At 45.2% G+C, this 18,562-nt stretch carries 16 protein-coding genes and 1 tRNA gene; all 17 read left to right on the top strand.

Annotated features, from left to right (window positions below; all coding sequences use genetic code 11):
- Nucleotides 1–44: 44 nt before the first annotated feature.
- Nucleotides 45–404 (top strand): metalloregulator ArsR/SmtB family transcription factor, encoded by a 360-nt coding sequence (locus QT984_RS00145; protein ID WP_333055611.1) that lies wholly within the window; start codon nt 45–47, stop codon nt 402–404.
- A 116-nt stretch (nt 405–520) separates the two neighbouring features.
- Complete coding sequence (locus tag QT984_RS00140) at nt 521–1,549, top strand: PstS family phosphate ABC transporter substrate-binding protein (RefSeq protein ID WP_333210710.1); 1,029 nt, start codon at nt 521–523, stop codon at nt 1,547–1,549.
- A gap of 36 nt (nt 1,550–1,585) precedes the next feature.
- Nucleotides 1,586–2,737 (top strand): ACR3 family arsenite efflux transporter, encoded by a 1,152-nt coding sequence (arsB, locus tag QT984_RS00135; protein ID WP_333055609.1) that lies wholly within the window; start codon nt 1,586–1,588, stop codon nt 2,735–2,737.
- A 6-nt stretch (nt 2,738–2,743) separates the two neighbouring features.
- Nucleotides 2,744–3,400 carry an arsenical resistance protein ArsH gene (gene arsH, locus QT984_RS00130; protein ID WP_333055608.1) on the top strand — a complete coding sequence of 219 codons (657 nt, stop codon included), beginning with the start codon at nt 2,744–2,746 and terminating at the stop codon, nt 3,398–3,400.
- A gap of 43 nt (nt 3,401–3,443) precedes the next feature.
- Complete coding sequence (arsC, locus tag QT984_RS00125) at nt 3,444–3,839, top strand: arsenate reductase, glutathione/glutaredoxin type (protein WP_190732266.1); 396 nt, start codon at nt 3,444–3,446, stop codon at nt 3,837–3,839.
- A 231-nt stretch (nt 3,840–4,070) separates the two neighbouring features.
- A complete protein-coding gene (arsS, locus tag QT984_RS00120; protein WP_333055606.1) occupies nt 4,071–5,057 on the top strand; it encodes an arsenosugar biosynthesis radical SAM (seleno)protein ArsS in 987 nt (328 codons plus the stop codon).
- 99 nt (nt 5,058–5,156) lie between these two features.
- A complete protein-coding gene (locus QT984_RS00115; protein WP_333055605.1) occupies nt 5,157–5,882 on the top strand; it encodes a TVP38/TMEM64 family protein in 726 nt (241 codons plus the stop codon).
- Nucleotides 5,883–6,177: 295 nt separating this feature from the next.
- Nucleotides 6,178–8,742 (top strand): ATP-binding protein, encoded by a 2,565-nt coding sequence (locus QT984_RS00110; protein ID WP_333055604.1) that lies wholly within the window; start codon nt 6,178–6,180, stop codon nt 8,740–8,742.
- A 252-nt stretch (nt 8,743–8,994) separates the two neighbouring features.
- On the top strand, nt 8,995–9,894 hold the full coding sequence (locus QT984_RS00105) for a class I SAM-dependent methyltransferase (RefSeq protein ID WP_333210705.1): 900 nt from the start codon (nt 8,995–8,997) through the stop codon (nt 9,892–9,894).
- A 129-nt stretch (nt 9,895–10,023) separates the two neighbouring features.
- Nucleotides 10,024–10,752 (top strand): HAD family phosphatase, encoded by a 729-nt coding sequence (locus QT984_RS00100; RefSeq protein ID WP_333372707.1) that lies wholly within the window; start codon nt 10,024–10,026, stop codon nt 10,750–10,752.
- Between the two features lie 120 nt (nt 10,753–10,872).
- Nucleotides 10,873–10,945 (top strand) — tRNA-Ala (locus QT984_RS00095).
- Between the two features lie 539 nt (nt 10,946–11,484).
- Complete coding sequence (gene urtA / locus QT984_RS00090; protein ID WP_333313055.1) at nt 11,485–12,804, top strand: urea ABC transporter substrate-binding protein; 1,320 nt, start codon at nt 11,485–11,487, stop codon at nt 12,802–12,804.
- A 487-nt stretch (nt 12,805–13,291) separates the two neighbouring features.
- Nucleotides 13,292–14,446 carry an ABC transporter permease subunit gene (locus QT984_RS00085; RefSeq protein ID WP_333055600.1) on the top strand — a complete coding sequence of 385 codons (1,155 nt, stop codon included), beginning with the start codon at nt 13,292–13,294 and terminating at the stop codon, nt 14,444–14,446.
- Between the two features lie 27 nt (nt 14,447–14,473).
- A complete protein-coding gene (urtC, locus tag QT984_RS00080) occupies nt 14,474–15,616 on the top strand; it encodes an urea ABC transporter permease subunit UrtC (protein ID WP_333055599.1) in 1,143 nt (380 codons plus the stop codon).
- Nucleotides 15,617–15,802: 186 nt separating this feature from the next.
- On the top strand, nt 15,803–16,531 hold the full coding sequence (locus QT984_RS00075) for a TIGR00266 family protein (RefSeq protein ID WP_333055598.1): 729 nt from the start codon (nt 15,803–15,805) through the stop codon (nt 16,529–16,531).
- A 179-nt stretch (nt 16,532–16,710) separates the two neighbouring features.
- Nucleotides 16,711–17,457: an urea ABC transporter ATP-binding protein UrtD gene (urtD, locus tag QT984_RS00070; RefSeq protein WP_333055597.1), complete on the top strand. Its 747-nt coding sequence runs from the start codon at nt 16,711–16,713 to the stop codon at nt 17,455–17,457.
- A gap of 211 nt (nt 17,458–17,668) precedes the next feature.
- Nucleotides 17,669–18,367, top strand: a complete 699-nt coding sequence (gene urtE, locus QT984_RS00065) for an urea ABC transporter ATP-binding subunit UrtE (protein ID WP_333055596.1) — start codon at nt 17,669–17,671, stop codon at nt 18,365–18,367.
- The last annotated feature ends 195 nt before the right edge of the window (nt 18,368–18,562 follow it).

The following is an 18,562-nucleotide window of genomic DNA, read 5'->3' as shown; positions in this document are numbered from 1 at the left end:
TTGAGTAACTATGATGTTTTGTATGGATGTTTTCTAAATAATTGATGCTTAAAAATTCTACGGCTGCGCCCGATCGCATTTCACAGCGACAGATTTCGGAAAAACTTGTCTCCTCCGGCTTTCACGCTCTTTCTGACCCCCTGCGGATTCAGATTCTGGAGTTGCTGCGAGAACAGGAGTTGTGCGTTTGCGAATTGTGCGATCGGCTTTCTGTCCCTCAGCCTAAACTCTCTTTTCACCTCAAAGCCTTGAAGGATGCAGCTTTAGTCCGCAGCCGCCAAGAAGGCCGCTGGATTTACTACAGCCTCAATTTAGCTCAGTTTGTCGCCCTCGAACAGTACCTCGCCGAATACCGCCGCTTCAGCCAGATCCTGCCGGCACGCCCCTGTTCTGACGCAGATTAACCCATCAATATTTCTTAATGTGTTGATGGCCTGTTTGTCTTCCCTCATACTTGACATATCAAATTTTATTGATATGATTCCAGTGTACCCCTTAGTTATGGCATTGGGTGAGGTCAATGAACCGAGCAGAAAAGGCCAAGGTTTCCGCACTAAGTATAATTGCTTTGACCATAGGTGCGATCGGGCTTCTCAGCTCCTGCGGACAAGTCCAGTCGCCAGAATCGCAAAGCATTAAAATAGACGGTTCCAGCACCGTGTATCCAATTACGGATGCGATCGCCAAAGAATATCAAAATACCAATCCCAAAAAAGCATCAATTACTGTTGAATTCTCCGGTACTGGTGGAGGATTCAGAAAGTTTTGTGCTGGCGAAACAGACATCAGCAACGCCTCGCGCCCCATCAGCCCAGGGGAAATGGAAGCCTGCAACAAAGCAGGCATCCGCTACTACGAATTACCAGTCGCCTTTGACGCGCTCACAGTAGTAGTCAATCCCAACAATAGCTGGGCAAAAGACATCACAGTAGCCGAACTAAAAAAACTTTGGGAACCCGCCGCCCAAGGAAAAATTACCCGCTGGAATCAGATTCGACCTAATTGGCCAAATCAACCTATAACCCTTTACGGTGCAGGCAAAGATTCCGGTACATTTGACTACTTCACAGAAGCAACAGTAGGTACTGCGAAATCCAGCCGTACCGACTATACAGCTAGTGAAGATGATAATGTTTTAGCCCAAGGAGTTATCAAAGATCCAAATGCCTTGGGTTACTTTGGATTAAGCTATTACGAAACCAATCAAAATCAATTAAAAGCATTAGGAATAGACAATGGTAAAGGGCCAGTTCTACCCAGCATACAAACTGTAGAAAACGCTCAATATCAACCCCTCGGTAGACCTCTTTTTATCTATGTCAGTTACACCGCTGTCCAAAATAAACCAGAGGTGGGCGAGTTTGTGCAATTCTACATGAAAAAAGCACCAACTTTAGTCCAGTCGGTCGGTTACATTCCCCTACCAAGCGAAGGCTATCAACTGATTTACAAGAATTTCTACAATGGCAAAGTTGGGACTTTCTTCGATGGTCAAGCTAGGTTTGACTTAACCATTGGAGAGTTATTACGAAAAGAGGCAAAATTTTAATTTTTTCTCATCAAGTTTCACTTACCAGTTAACTAAATGAACCATCCTCAAGCAACTAACTCACCTGTCAAAGCAGGAAGCAAACTCAGTTTTTTTGAAAGATACCTCACCCTTTGGGTATTTCTTTGTATTTTAGGCGGTATTCTTCTCGGTAGACTATTCCCTAACGTCGCCGTCACCCTTGATGCTCTCAGCTTTTATCAGGTGTCAATTCCTATTGCCATCTGTCTGTTTTTTATGATGTATCCCATCATGGTAAAAATAGACTTTACCCAGGCGGCTAATGCAGCGCGAACGCCCAAACCAGTGATTTTAACATTAGTCGTCAACTGGGTTATCAAACCATTTACAATGGTAGCCTTTTCTCAGTTTTTCTTAGGTTGGCTATTTCGCCCCCTCATTACCGGCACCGAAATAATTCGTGGCAGTGAAGTCTCCATCGCTAGTTCCTACATTGCAGGTACAATATTATTAGGAATTGCCCCATGTACTGCGATGGTTTTAATGTGGGGATATCTGTCCTACGGCAATCAAGGACATACCCTCGTTATGGTTGCCATTAATTCCCTAGCAATGCTGTTTTTATATGCACCATTAGGCAGATGGCTGTTAGCAGCAAATGATTTAGTTGTTCCTTGGCAGACAATAGTATTGTCTGTATTGATTTATGTCGGTTTGCCCTTAGCCGCCGGAATGTATAGCCGTTTCTGGATTTTTAAACATAAAGGGCGAGAATGGTTTGAACGAGAGTTTATGCAATATCTGAGTCCAGTTGCTACGGCGGCCCTTTTGATTACGCTAATTCTTTTGTTTGCCTTCAAAGGAGAGTTGATTGTCAACAATCCTCTGCACATTCTTTTAATTGCTGTGCCTCTGTTTATCCAGACAAACTTCATTTTTCTGATTTCTTATGTAGCAGCTTTAAAACTCAACTTGTGCTACGAAGATTCAGCACCTGCCGCGCTGATTGGGGCCAGCAATCATTTTGAGGTAGCGATTGCTACGGCTGTGATGCTGTTTGGCTTAAACTCAGGTGCAGCCTTGGCTACAGTTGTCGGTGTTTTAATTGAGGTTCCAGTGATGTTAATGTTGGTAGAAATCTGCAAGCGAACAGCATTTTGGTTTCCCCGAAAACCAGAAACTGCATCGCTGCGAGACCCTCGTTGTCTGCCCAATTCCAATTGCTAGAATCTCATGAACGAATTCACTCATAAACCCAAAATTCTCTTTTTATACGGCTCTTTAAGAGAGCGTTCTTACAGCCGCTTGTTGGCGGAAGAATCGGCTCGAATTATTGAGGGGTTCGGTGCAGAGGTTAGGTTTTTTAATCCTCTGGAACTGCCAATTTACGGTAGCGTTCCCGATACGCATCCGAAGGTTCAAGAATTGCGGGAATTGAGCCTGTGGTCGGAGGGTCAAGTGTGGTCTAGTCCAGAAATGCACGGTAATATTACTGGCATTATGAAAAATCAAATTGACTGGATTCCTTTAAATATTGGGGCTGTCAGACCAACTCAAGGCAGGACTTTGGCGGTGATGCAAGTCAGCGGCGGTTCCCAGTCTTTTAATGCTGTCAATACTTTGAGAATTTTGGGCCGCTGGATGCGGATGTTTACGATTCCGAATCAGTCTTCGGTTGCGAAGGCTTATCAGGAATTTAATGAAGATGGGACGATGAAGGATTCGCCTTACCGCGATCGCGCGATCGACGTAATGGAGGAACTGTACAAGTTTACCTTGCTGTTGCGGGAGCAAACCGACTATTTGACCGATCGCTACAGCGAACGCAAGGAACAAGCAGCTAAAGAGGCGATCGCCCTAGCAAATCGCGCCCTTGAAACATCTAACTAACAACCACCAACTAACAACTAACAACCAACAACCAACAAATCCCATGAAAAAAGTAATGTTTGTGTGCAAAAGAAACTCCTGCAGATCGCAAATGGCAGAAGGATTCGCTAAAACCATCGGCGCCGGCAAGATTGGAGTCACCAGTTCCGGGTTAGAATCAAGCAGAGTTCATCCAACAGCAATTCAAGTCATGTCAGAAATCGGCATTGACATCACCGATCAAACATCCAACCCATTAAACGAATTCAATGCAGAAGACTACGACGCCGTAATTTCTCTCTGCGGCTGCGGCGTGAATTTACCCGAAGCGTGGGTATTGCGAGAAGTGTTTGAAGATTGGCAACTCGACGATCCCGACGGACAACCCATCGAAACTTTTCACCGCGTTCGAGATGAAATTAAAGCACGAGTTGAAACATTAGTGGACTCTCTCAAGTAAGATTAAGTAGACGGGCGGGCAGGATGCCCACCCCACAATAAAATTAACTTTTGTGGAACAGGCCGAAAAGCCTGTTCTTAAGAATGGTGCAAGATGTGAGTTTCAATTAACTTTGTAGCGACAGTTAAAATTTGTCGCTTTCGCATCCAAAGAATTAGTGCTAAATTATGAGAGGCGTTCCGCCGGAACGCCTCTAAATCCGTTGCGAGCAGAGACTAAAAAGTTTAGCACATGATTCAGACCGCAGTCACGCCTTTCAAAAACAAACTTCACTCAGCTTTAACTAAAAAGCAGATTACAGTTTTACAAATAAATCTCGGCAAACGCTGCAACCTCGCTTGCACTCACTGCCACGTTGAAGCTAGCCCGACACGAACAGAAGAACTTTCCCCGGAAATTTGCGACCAATTAATTGAAATCATTCGCCGCTTTCCTCAAATTCAAACTGTTGACCTCACCGGCGGTGCTCCCGAAATGCTTTACGGTTTTAAACCGCTAGCGGAAGCTGCCAGGGCTGCAGGTAAAGAGGTAATTGTTCGTTCTAATTTGACTATTTACTTTGAAAAAGGTTTTGAAGATATTCCCGAATATTGCGCGCAGCACCAACTCAGAATTGTGGCGTCGCTTCCCTGCTACCAAGCTGACAATGTGGACAAAATGCGTGGCAACGGTGTTTTTGACAGTTCGATTCGGGCGCTGCAAAAGCTAAATCAGTTGGGATACGGAAAAAACCCAAATTTAACTCTGGATTTGGTGTACAATCCACAAGTGCCGGCAACAGACAAGTTTTCGCTAACACCGGAACAAGGCAAGTTAGAGGAAGATTACAAGGTTTATTTAGCCGAAGATTTTGGGATTTGTTTTAATCAATTGTTCGCGATTACTAATTTGCCGGTGGGACGGACTAAGTTTCATTTGGAACATAAGAAACTTCACAAGTCTTATCTGGGGTTTTTGGAGGATAATTTTAATCCCGGTACTCTGGAACATTTAATGTGCCGTAACGAATTGTCGATCGACTATTTGGGCAATGTCTACGACTGCGATTTTAACCAAATGGAAAATCTGCCGGCGAAAACTGGCAGTGGGGAAAAGATAAATACTGCTAAATTGCTTGCATCTGGCAGTTTAGATGTGATTCAAGATGTGCAAACGGCTGCTTATTGTTACGGCTGTACGGCGGGTAGCGGTTCTAGCTGTGGCGGTACTTTGATTTAATTTAAGGGAAAAGTTGCGCTTTATTACAAAGTTTTTTAGCGCTAAAGCGCAACTATAGACCTTACGGTGTATGCAATGAATGAGTGGAGAGTTTAGGTAATGAATGATTCGCGATCGCCCGATGAAAATCCGCCGCCATCAAATAGGTGGAAACTGATTTTAGGGATTGGTTTAGCTGTGGCTTTAATTGCAGCGACTAGGTTTTTTAACTTTCAAGGAATTCTGAAAAATGCCTTGGAGTCGATCGCGAGTCTCGGCCCGTGGGGCCCGGCAGCTTTTATTCTCATTTACATTGTCGCAACCGTTCTATTTATCCCCGGTTCTTTGCTGACTCTCGGTTCTGGCGTTTTGTTTGGAGTCGTTGGCGGTTCGGTTTGTGTTTCCATCGGCTCAGTTTTAGGTGCAACTTGCGCTTTTTTGGTAGGGCGGTATTTAACTCGCGACTGGGTTTCCAAACAGATAGAGGGCAATCAAAAATTTAAGGCGATCGACTCCGCAGTTGCTTCTGAAGGATGGAAAATTGTGCTGCTGACGCGACTTTCTCCCATTTTTCCGTTTAATTTGCTTAACTATGCTTTTGGAGTCACGCAGGTATCTCTAAAAGATTATTTTTTGGCATCTTGGATCGGCATGATTCCCGGAACAGTCATGTATGTTTATATCGGTTCCCTGGCCGGGAGTTTGGCTGCACTTGGATCTAGCGGGCGATCGCGCACTGCTGCTGAGTGGACTCTTTACGGCATTGGTTTGGTAGCAACGATCGCCCTCACCGTTTATGCAACCCGCTTGGCTAAAAAAGCTTTAGACGAAAAAATTTCCCCTTGAAACCAAAGCACAAATCAGTAAAATTGTCAATAGAGTTTTGCTCATACATTATAATACATTAGAAATCTAAAAAACTCCGTATTTTCTCTGTGTTATTTACAATTATTTTGTTATACAAACGAGATAGATATTAAAGATATCGTAAAGCACAAACCTCAAATAGGTAAATCGAACGTCGAAATATACAATTGATGCCAAAATAGAAGGCGAGTGCCCAACCATAAGAAAAATTGTTTGCAATCCGGAATGTAAGTCTTACCATTTTAGATTTTAGATTTTAGATTTTAGATTGGGAATGACTGATGACCACCAGGGTTGGCAGCACCGGTCTACAGTTGCATTATTTTCTGAAACTGGTTTCACGACTTGGCTGATATTAATTCTGCCGAATGACCAATACAGTTTGATGAATTTGATTCGGAGAGAACATTTGATGATGCAAAACCCAGCAAATCAAGCCGGATCTGTGTCTGCGCCGCCGCCACACCAAACAAAAAAGCTGCGCCAAATCTGGGACAACATTAGCAATTCTGCTCAATCGCAGTGGCAGCAAGCGCACAGTCTTTGGCAACACAGACGGCAGCGCCGCCATTTGCTGACCCTGCTAATTCTGGGTACCACCGCTTTAACCATTAGCACAACAGCTTGCATCAGCTATTTTTTTGTACGCGGACTAATCCTTGACAATTTAAAGCAAATAGCACTATTAAAACTAGAAAAAGGCACCGATGAAATCGACCGCTGGCTAAGCAGCCGCAAAGCAGAAATAGAAACCATTGCTTACGATCCTACGGTTGGCACTCTCAATTGGCAATTAGTCGAACCCCGGTTGCAAGGAGAAATATACCGGTTAAAAGAGTATTTCATCCTGTCATTAATTCAACCCGACGGCTCATTTATCAATACTCTAGGCAACCGCGCGAACAGCAAAGACCGCCAACACTTTCAAAAAGCAATGGCCGGACAGCTCAACGTTTCCGACCCGCTGATCGGCCGCAGTACAAAAGTTTCTACGATTATTATTTCAGCTCCTATTTGGGCCTTACCTCCCGCTCCCAATCAAGTAATTGGAGTCCTATCGGGCAGCATTAAATTAGACCGAGTAACATCTGTCGCTAACAGCTTACTGTACGGTTCCGAAAGTTATGCTTTTGCGCTCAATTCACAAGGAGTGCCAATTGTTCATCCCAACAATAACTTAATCGGAAATATCGACCAGGAGGCCCCAAGCTTTTTACAGTCAAAAGACCCCGCTCTCTCCACAATTGCGCGGCAGATGATCGACCGCCAGACGAACATCGAACTGGTAAAAATAGATAACAAATGGGTGTATGTAGCCTATGCTCCCCTCAAGGAAGTTAACTGGTCGATGGCTTTAGTAATTCCCCGCGAAAATATTGAATCCCAACTGCAAGCATTAAATTTGCTGACATCCGTAGTCGCCGGACTGCTCATCCCGGCAATGCTAGCAGCCATTTGGCTAATTTACTCCTCCGAAAACAATCGCGCTCAAGCGGAGCGAGAAGCCATGCTCAACCGGATTGCCGGACGCATTCGCGCTTCTCTTGAATTAGACAAGATTGTGCAAAGTACAGTCGAAGAAATAGTAAGTTTGCTGCACCTAGAACGGGCGGCTTTTGGTTGGTACAAACCGCAAGAAAAAACGTTACAAATCCTGTGGGAATATTGCCCATCTGATTCTCCGACACAAGCCCTAAAGTTTGAGTCTTACTTTATCGAAAATGTGTTAGTACGGAGTGGTCAAGGCGAACCAATTATTCTTTCGAGCGACACTTGGGCGGAGGGTGTAACTCAACCGCCGGAACTTAAAGCTAATAGCTATTTAGCCGTACCTGTCCAGACTCAGAACCAGCCGCAGGGTTATTTAATTTGTAGCCACGCTACTCATTGGCTTTGGAGTCGGGAGGAAATTCAACTGTTAAAAGCTGTAGCAGACCAATTGGCGATCGCAATTACTCAAGCTCACCTTTACAGTCAAACCCAAGACCAAGTAAAACTGCTTAATAGTGCCTTAAATGAACTGAAAAAAACTCAAACTCATTTAGTGCAGAGCGAAAAAATGTCATCCCTAGGTCAAATGGTGGCTGGAATAGCGCACGAAATCAACAACCCCGTTAACTTTATTTCGGCTAATTTGCCTCACACCAGCAAATATACTAAAGATTTATTAGAGTTGGTGAGTTTATACAAAGAAGCATTCCCAGAGGTTCCCCAGGAAATCGCAGAATTTAGCGAAGAAATCGAGTTAGAATTTATCGAGGAGGATTTGCCGCATATATTGAATTCTATGAAAATAGGAAGCGAACGCATTCGCAGCATAGTTCTTTCTTTGCGGAACTTTTCTCGCCTGGATGAATCTGACAAAAAGCTAGCGGATATTCACGAAGGTATAGAAAATACCTTGCTGCTGCTCTCCAACCGCATTAAAAATAGAATTTATATAGTCAAGAAATACGGAAAAGTGCCTTCAGTCGAGTGCTATCCGTCTCAGCTAAATCAGGTGTTTATGAACTTGCTGAGTAATGCGATCGATGCCTTGAACGAGATCGATCGCCTGGATAAAATTATTACTATTTCCACGGGGGTAGTTCGCGAACATGGCGGTAAATTTCTGAAAGTGGCGATCGCCGACAACGGCCCCGGCATTCCCGACAGCGTTAAAGACCAAATTTTTAACCCATTTTTTACTACTAAAGATGTGGGTAAAGGCACGGGTTTGGGGTTAGCAATTAGCTACAAAATTGTAGTAGATGGACATGGTGGTAGCATCACAATTGCTAAACCTCCGGGGGGAGGAACGGAATTTTTGGTTAAAATTCCTATTAGTAACGGAAAGTAAAACGATTTTAGATTTTAGATTTTAGATTTTAGATTTGGGAAGGACTGATAAAATAAGAGTTTATAGCTTGTCTACAGTTGCCTTGTTTAAACTCGTACAAGTAGGAAGTGGGAAAGGAAGCCCGCAGATTTTGTAAAGTTTTAACGGAGGTAAGGGATAGAAGGAAGAGGGAAGAGGGGCTAAACAGTTTTAATTAATGCTAAATTTACGGCGGTTGGCTAAAATTAGAATAGTTTTTGTTAAAGGTGTTTTATGGCTGTTGGCAAGGATACAATTTTCGAGCGCTTTTTGTCGCCCCTGATGCGACTGGCGATCGACGAAGAAGCGCTGAAACGACTCTACGAAGGTATCGACTGGGAAACAGCGGGCGATCGCTACCGACAACCCAACTTAGTTTATCCCGAATATTACAGCAGCCAAAACTTTCACGGCATTAAACGCGGCTATCTCAACCCCAGTGCCGCCGTTTCCTACGATCCCATCACGCAATATGTTTTGCCTCCCCACGAAACAGTCGTCAGGCAAGGCTTAATTGACGCTGTGCGGGTGAAACCGCGCCGAATCATCGATTTGGGATGCGGCACCGGTTCGACAACGCTCATGCTCAAGCAGGCTTTTCCCGAAGCGGAAGTTGTCGGCCTGGACTTGTCGCCTTATATGCTGGTAGTTGCCGACATGAAAGCGCAAAAAGCCGGCTTAAATATCCAGTGGTTGCACGGAAATGCCGAAAGCGTTGCTTTTGGCGATGCTAGCTTCGATTTAGTCGCAGCTTCCTTGCTGTTTCACGAGACGCCACCTGCTGTATCGCGGGCAATTTTGCGAGAAAGCTTCCGACTGCTGAAGGTTGGGGGACAAGTGGCAATTTTGGACGGAAACCAAAAAACTTTGCGGCAGACAGAGTGGCTGACTGATATCTTTGAAGAGCCTTATATTAAGTCTTACGCGGCTGGCAGCCTCGATGCTTGGGTGGGGGCTGCAGGATTCGCGGGGGTGCAAACTCACGAACACTGGTGGGTGAATCAGGTGACGCAGGGCGTGAAACCTTTGCCGGGGGAAGATTTGGAACAGGCTAAGGTGGCGAGGGGGTGGAATTGGGGCGATCGAACTCCTGATTTTGATGGCGATTTACCGGGCATTCCAGCTCCGGCTTGACTTATTGTTGAGGTGTATTTTTCGCCCTTTGGGGGCGGGTTTCATAGATGGTTAGTTTTAGGTTGAGATGGTTGGTAAAACCCGCCCCTACTAACTTGCTAATGACTGATGATTAATGACTAATGACTAATGACTCTAAAAGCAGTTTTATTTGATTTTAATGGTGTGATTGTTAATGACGAGCCAATTCACGAGAAAATAATCGCACAATTGATGCTCGATGAAAATCTCCAGCTCAAACGTGGGGAGTTTCGAGAAATTTGTTTGGGAAGGAGCGATCGCGCTTGCATTACCGAACTGCTCAAGCGCCGGGGACGATATCTAACAGAAACATATCTCGATCGACTGCTGCAGCGCAAGGCCGAAGCTTACAAAGCTCAAATAGATACTTTGGAGAAACTGCCGATTTATCCCGGTTTGGCAGAATTTATTGATAAAATTCGGCCCGCCGGACTGAAAATGGCCGTAGTTAGCGGGGCAATGCGATCGGATATAGAATTGGTGTTAGATCGGGCCGGTTTGGCAGCAAACTTTGAGTTAATTGTTGCAGGCGATGACTTGACGGCAAGCAAACCAGCACCCGACGGCTATCTATTGGCTGTGGAACTTCTCAACCAGAAATATCCCGACTTTAACCTGCAACCGATCGAGTGTTTGGCGCTAGAAGATACTTTTGCGGGGATTGAAGCGGCGAAAAAAGCGGGGATTCAGGTTGCGGGTGTGACTCACACTTACCCGTTTCACATGATTCAGCGCCAAGCTAATTGGACGGTGGACTATTTTGCTGATTTAGAGTTGGATAGAGTGGCGGCATTTTGCTCGATCGCCCCCACTGAGCCGGCTGCGGAAAACACTTGACCTTTTTAGCAGTTACGTGCTAGTGTAAGTGACGGTCTGCGAACGTGAGAGCAAGCAAAACCTGTCAGCCTTTTAGATTCGGCAATCTCGCATCTAAAATGCTAAATTAAAACTCAATCAGGGGAATTAGCTCAGTTGGTAGAGCGCTGCGATCGCACCGCAGAGGCCAGCGGTTCGAGTCCGCTATTCTCCATAAATTAGGGGTATTTCTACAGGTGACGATCGTACTCAAAGCGAAGTGCGATCGTCACCTGCTTTGATACTCGCCTATGCAAGTGCGATCGACTCGGTTGCTGCTTAAGTTTTAGCATCAATAACCTGTCGAGAGCGAGAAACCCGCTTTCTATGAGTGTGCGATCGACCCGGTTGCTGCCTAACTGGTAGCATCAATAAGATAATTTATGTAAAGAAACCGGGTTTCTAATGTCACACTAATTCCTGAAAAGACGTATTTGGGCGTCTAAACCAGGTTTGCCAAAAAAATCCGCTACGCCCGCGATCCCAACCCTGATGTCATCAGTCAATCTAAAATCGAAAATCGAAAATCTAAAATGGTATCACCCCGGTTTCTGGCGCAGTTGCCCTCAATCCCACAAAACATTCATTTTGTCAAAAACAATAAGTTTTGTAGCTAAAAATACAACAGTCTGCTGGCGCGAGTCTTAATATCAAGTCGCTATGTGTTATTATTCTCAATCATCTGACTCATCTATTCAAGAGTAACAAGAAAAAATGACAAAGCGATTCGATCGGCGGAAATTTATTTTATACAGTTCTGCTACCCTAACATCAAGTTTATTTCTCAAAGCTTGTAGAACTCCAACTCCAACAGCAACTCCAGCCGCTTCTCCCACATCAACAGGAACTACACCAGCAGCAGCCGGGGGCGGAAACACGATCAAAGTAGGAATTTTGCATTCCTTGAGCGGCACGATGTCCATCAGCGAAAAAAGCGTTGTCGATGCCGAACAATTAGCGATCGAAGAAATCAATAAAGCTGGTGGCGTTCTCGGAAAACAAATCGAAGCAGTAATAGAAGACGGCAACTCAGACTGGCCGACTTTTGCCGAAAAAGCCAAAAAATTGATCGACCAAGATAAAGTTGTCACCGTCTTCGGATGCTGGACATCCGCTAGCCGCAAAGCAGTATTGCCAGTATTTGAAGAAAAAAATCATATGCTCTGGTATCCCGTACAATACGAGGGTCAAGAGTGTTCCAAAAATATCTTTTATACTGGGGCAGCCCCGAACCAACAAATCGAACCCGCAGTGGACTGGCTGCTAGAAAATAAAGGCAAAAAATTCTTCTTAGTCGGGTCTGACTACGTTTTTCCCCGCACTGCCAATACAATTATCAAGGCCCAGCTAGCAGCCAAAGGTGGCGAATTAGTTGGGGAAGATTACATTCCTTTGGGTGGGACAGAAGTCACGCCAATTATTAGTAAAATTAAGGCAGCTTTGCCAGACGGCGGCGTCATTTTTAATTCCCTCAACGGCGACAGCAACGTAGCATTCTTCAAACAGTTGCAGGGTGCAGGTTTGGGCCCGGACAAATATCCGTCAATGTCAGTCAGTATTGCAGAAGAAGAAGTAAAGGCGATCGGCGTAGAATATCTTAAAGGCCATTACGCCGCCTGGAATTACTTCATGACTGTGGAATCTCCGGCCAATACAAAATTTGTGGAAGCTTTCAAGGCAAAATACGGCAAAGATAGAGTGACCAATGACCCGATGGAAGCAGCTTATATCATGGTTTACCTGTGGAAGCAAGCTGTCGAAAAAGCAGGGACAGCCGACGATTTGGAAAAAGTACGGGCAGCCGCTTTGGGTCAAACCTTTGACGCGCCGGGGGGCACAGTAACGATGGAAGTTAACCATCACCTTTCTAAATTTGTGCGGTTGGGCGAAGTTAGAGATGACGGTTTATTTAACATCGCATTTGCTACACCCGAAGCAGTGAAGCCGGTGCCTTGGAATCAATTTGTTGCTGAAACACAAGGCTTTGCTTGCGATTGGTCAGACCCCGCAAAAGGTGGCAAATTCAAAGTTTGATAAGTAGGTAATACCAATTTCAATACGCTTGGGTGAAGCCCGATCCCCCCTAGCCAAGGGCGGGCACGGGGAGTAGGGGTAGCACCGCCCCTACCAAGGGGGGAGTAAGAGCATTCTTTCGTCAATCCCTACTCCCGTTAATAAGAGGTAATATCATGTCCGGTCGATTACTCCTAATACGGTAGGGGCGGGTTCACGAAAAATATCTGCCAATAATTGACAATCTCAAAAACCCGCCCTTTTAATCGCAGTCACTCGATCGGACATGATATAACCGGAGTCTTCAAATTCCCCCTTAATATAGGGGAACTGGACTCTTCAAAGTCAACCCCTACTCCCCTTATTAAGGGGGATTTAGGGGAATCGAGATACTGAATCTAAGCATTTTTTATATAAAACTCGATGCTTAACTTGACACCAATGGGGTAAAATCAGCCCCTAATTATCCGCGAACAAAGTTAACCGACTTGATGCAGGAGTAACACAATTGGCGATATTAGATGGTTTATTTAACGGCCTTAGCATCGGCGCTGTTTTACTAATTGCAGCCCTGGGATTAGCGATTATTTTCGGGCTGATGGGCGTAATTAATATGGCTCATGGCGAGTTGATGATGCTGGGGGCTTATACAACTTTCGTAGTGCAAAATGTCTTCAAAGGTATCGGAGGATTTGCTTTTGAAACCTACATTTTATTTGCAATTCCCCTAGCTTTTTTAGTGGCTGCATTGGTAGGATTAATTCTCGAACGGGGAGTGATTCGCTATCTTTACGGGCGGCCGCTAGAAACTCTGCTGGCAACTTGGGGCGTAAGTTTAATTTTGCAGCAGTTTGTCCGCAGCGTGAGTTGGGTGTTGGTAATTGGGATTGCGGTGTTTTGTTTGCTGTTTTTTGGCGGTTTGCGGGTGCTGAAATCGCGCCTGGATTTCGATCGCATTCGCAGCACAATTATCGCCATAATTTTGCCTTTATCTTTGGGTATTTCCTGGGCGGTGAGCACCTTTTTAGGGCAAACTTACAAACTGGCCGTAACTCAACCTTGGTTTGGCGCTCAAAATGTGGACGTGACTGCACCGCAATGGTTGCGGGGCGGCATACCGCTGGGCAATTTTCAGTTGCCCTACGCGCGAATTTTTATTATTGTCCTCACCGGAATTTGTTTGGCGGGAATTTACCTATTTTTGCAAAAGTCTGTGTGGGGATTGCGGATTAGATCCGTGACGCAAAATCGCAGCATGAGTGCGTGTTTGGGTATTCCTACCGAACAAGTAGACGCGCTGACTTTTGCTTTGGGTTCAGGCTTGGCTGGTGTCGCTGGGTGCGCGATTAGTTTGATTGGTTCGGTAGGGTCAAATACCGGACAAAATTATATAGTCGATACCTTTATGGTGGTGGTTGTGGGCGGTGTTGGCAAGATTGTGGGGAGTGTAGTTGCTGCGATCGCGATCGGCACTGCCAATTACCTGATCGGTTCGGGAACTCTAGCATTAATGTTCGCTCCTATCAAGCCTTTAGCCGACTTCTTCACATTTTTCGCCACAACCAGCATGGCAAAAGTAATGGTATTCGCCTTAATTATGGCTTTTCTGCAAGTGAAGCCGGGAGGGATTTTCCCGCAAAAAGGGCGGACGGTAGAAAATTAAAAATTACAACTGCGAGTGTAGCGAAAAATGCAGAAAAAACATCAAAAACCCTGGGTAAAAGAAGCGGCAATTGTCAGCGCGATCGCCCTCACATTCATCTTACTCCTCCCAGGAATACTCCCCGACGTTCGGCTCAATCAATTAGGGCGATTTTTAGCACTAGCAATTGCAGCCCTCGGCATAGACTTAATTTGGGGATACACGGGTTTACTTAGTTTAGGACATGGGGTGTTTTTTGCGATCGGCGGCTACGCCTTCGCCATGCACCTAAAACTGCAAATTCCCCCAACCGCCAGCAGTCAATTGCCAGAATTTATGAACCTCTACGGCGTTACCGAACTCCCCTGGTTTTGGCAACCATTTTATTCATTTCCCTTCTCAGCATTAGCAATAGTTCTCATCCCCGCCATCTTGGGTGCACTTTTAGGTTATTTAGTATTCCGCAATCGGATTCGAGGCGTTTACTTTTCAATTCTTACCCAAGCAGCAACCATTGTATTTTTCAACTTCTTTAACGGTCAGCAAAAACTGATTAACGGCACCAACGGACTCACCGACTTTAAAACCTTGTTCGGAGCCACAGTCAATGACCGAGATACTCAATATATTTTCTACATTCTCACCATACTATTTCTAGCAGCAAGTTATGCCCTCTGCCGATGGCTGACCAGCGGACGCTTCGGTCGCCTGCTAGTAGCAATTCGCGACGACGAAGTGCGCCTGCGTTTCTCAGGTTACAATCCCACAGGATATAAAGTTTTAGTCTTTGCAATTTCCGCCGGTTTAGCCGGGATTGCCGGCGCATTATTTACCGTACAAACCGGAATCATTTCGCCAAAAGCAATGGATATTGCCTTTTCAATTGAAATGGTAATCTGGGTCGCAGTGGGAGGCCGCGCCACATTATCTGGAGCAATATTAGGAGCGCTGCTAGTCAACTTTGGCAAGAGTTTTTTGAGCGAACAATTTCCCGAAGTGTGGCTATTTTTCCAAGGCGCGCTATTTTTAATAGTAGTCACAGTCCTGCCCGACGGCATAGTCGGATGGCTGCAAGATCAAAGTTTCGACCAAATCCGCAGCTTGTTCAGAAAACCGAAGTACGTATCTACTTACCCCAGCCTGGAACAAGACCCCCAAGTGCAGCTCGAAAAAGAAGAACTTGAACATTGAGTGCAAAAATATCGTGTAATTTATAAGTAGGCTGACATAAATAAATGTCACCTACAACAGACAAACAAAGCAATCGCAATAGACTTGGGAAAATCTGCGTTTCTCTCTGAGGAGACGCAATATATATGTCCACCTACTTAGATATCCGTAGCAAGTAGCTTCGTTCTTTAACTTGAGGGACAACATATGGCAGATATTATTGACTACAAAATCTACGGCGACGATTTGCAACTCATCGAGATTGAACTCGACCCCAAAGAAGGCGTCAGGGCTGAAGCTGGAACCATGACATACATGGAAGGCGACATCCAAATGCAAACATCCACAGGCGGCGGCTTATTTCAAGGTTTCAAACGAATGCTGACAGGAGAGGGTTTTTTCATTACCACCTTTGTCAACGCCGGAAATCGTAAAGCCCGCGTAGCTTTTGCCGCCCCCTATCCGGGTAAAGTAATTCCCCTTGATTTAGGCCAACTTGGCGGTAAATTTTTGTGTCAAAAAGACTCATTTCTCTGTGCGGCCAACGGCATTGACATTGAGGTAGCTTTCACGAAGCGGCTCGGTGCCGGTTTCTTTGGCGGAGAAGGTTTTATTCTGCAAAAGTTGCAGGGTGACGGGCTAGCTTTTGTTCATGCGGGAGGAACAATAGTTGAGAAAAATTTGGGAGTTGGCGAAGTGTTGCGAGTAGACACCGGCTGTTTAGTAGCTTTTGCAGCGACTGTAGATTACGATATTCAGTTTGTTGGCGGGTTTAAAAATGCTTTATTTGGAGGTGAAGGCTTGTTTTTGGCAAAGATGACTGGGCCGGGAAAAGTATACGTGCAAAGTTTGCCACTCTCGAAGTTAGCTGAACGGATTTTAGCTGCTTCTCCACCTCCTATTTCGAGCAGCTCTAGCAGTTTTAGTTTAGAGTAAAATAACCATTTATGTGCTTGTGTAGGGTGCGTCAGCTAGCAGATTTTCCGGCTTACCCAGAGACTGTTAACTGACGCACCTTCTCAGAGAAAATCAGCGCTCTCAGGTGCGTCAGCCCACAGATTTTCTGGCTTACCGAGAGACTTTTAACTGACGCACCCTACCCGGAGAAATTACCTATGAATGGCAAAGTATTAGAAATAGAAAACTTGACTGTGAGTTTTGATGGTTTTAAAGCCATCAACGGTTTAAATTTTAGTATGGATGCGGGCGAACTGCGAGTTATTATTGGGCCCAATGGTGCGGGGAAAACTACTTTTCTCGATTCAATTACTGGGAAGGTGCAGCCGACTGAGGGCAGGGTGTTATTTAAGGGACAAAATTTACGCAAGTTGTCGGAAGATAGGATTTCGCGTTTGGGAATTGGCCGCAAGTTTCAGACGCCGCGAGTTTACTTGAATTTAACGCCACGCGAAAATTTGGAATTGTCTTGCAGTCGCCACAAAAATGTTTTTTCAACTTTGTTCCAGCCTGCTTCTGCTGCTGAAAAACGCACGGTTTCTGGTTTGTTAGAAACCATTGGTTTAGTTGCTAAGGCTGATATTTCGGCGGGTTTGCTTTCTCACGGGGAAAAGCAATGGTTGGAAATTGGAATGTTGGTGGCTCAATCTCCTGATTTGTTGTTGGTAGATGAACCTGTGGCGGGTTTGACGGATGAGGAAACGATGTTAACTGGGGAGTTGCTGATTTCGTTGGCCGAAAGTCATTCGGTGTTGGTAATTGAACACGATATGGAGTTTGTGCGGCAAATTGCGCGGCAGGTGACGGTGTTGCATCAGGGTGCGGTTTTGTGTGAGGGGACTATGGATGAGGTGCAAAATGACGATCGGGTAATTGAGGTATATTTGGGAAAACCTGACAGTTGACAGTTGACAGTTGACAGTTGACGTATCATCTTTGGTAAATTAACCACAAGATTTGTAGGGGCGGGTTAACCAACAATCTTTCATCCTCACCGACAATCTACAGAAACCCGCCCCAGCGACCAAATTTGAGCGCGGGTAATTCAACGGACACGAGGCCAATTACCAATTACCAATTACCAATTACCAATTATCCATTACCCATCTAAAAACTATGCTACAAGTTTCTAATTTGAATGTTTATTACGGCGAAAGTCACATTTTGCGCGATGTCGATTTAAGCGTAAATGCTGGGCAAATGGTTTGCTTGATCGGCCGCAATGGTGTGGGCAAAACTACGATGCTAAAAACGATTATGGGGTTGCTGCAACCGCGCAGTGGCACTATTGCTTTTGGCGGACAATCTATTGCTTCTAAGTTGACTTACCAGCGGGCTAGATTAGGCATTGGTTATGTGCCTCAAGGGCGTGAAATTATTCCACGTTTGACTGTAAAAGAAAATCTTTTGTTAGGTTTGGAAGCGAAACCAAGCAAAACCAAAAATCCTGAAGTTCCTGATGAAATTTTTGAGTTATTTCCGGTTTTGAAAACTATGCTCGATCGCCTGGGAGGTGATTTGAGCGGGGGACAGCAGCAGCAGTTAGCTATTGCTAGGGCTTTGATGGGTGAGCCGCAGTTGCTGGTTTTGGATGAACCTACGGAGGGGATTCAGCCATCGATTATTTTAGATATTGAAGCTGCGGTGCGCCGTGTGGTTGCGACTAGGGGAATTTCTGTTTTGTTGGTGGAGCAACATTTGCATTTTGTGCGGCAAGCTGACTGGTATTATGCTATGCAAAAAGGCGGGATTGTGGCTTCGGGAAGCACTAGCGAGTTAAGTGATGAGGTGATTCAGAGGTTTTTGGCTGTTTGATTCAGAAGGAAGGCACGACACGGATTTGGACACGGATACACGGATTAATTAACAATCTGGAAATGAGGCAGAGCCTCTAGGTGTTTATTCCCAGGCTCTGCCTGGGAACAAGGACAAGGAGGCAGAGCCTGGAAGGGATGCAGTCCGCGCACCATGCGGACTTTGTTTGACAAGAAGCGATTTCAATCGCGCCGG

Source organism: Microcoleus sp. Z1_B2, assembly GCF_036700325.1.
Lineage (GTDB): Bacteria > Cyanobacteriota > Cyanobacteriia > Cyanobacteriales > Microcoleaceae > Microcoleus.
Note: the sequence above shows the minus strand (reverse complement) of the source record. Positions and strands in the feature narration are given on the sequence as shown.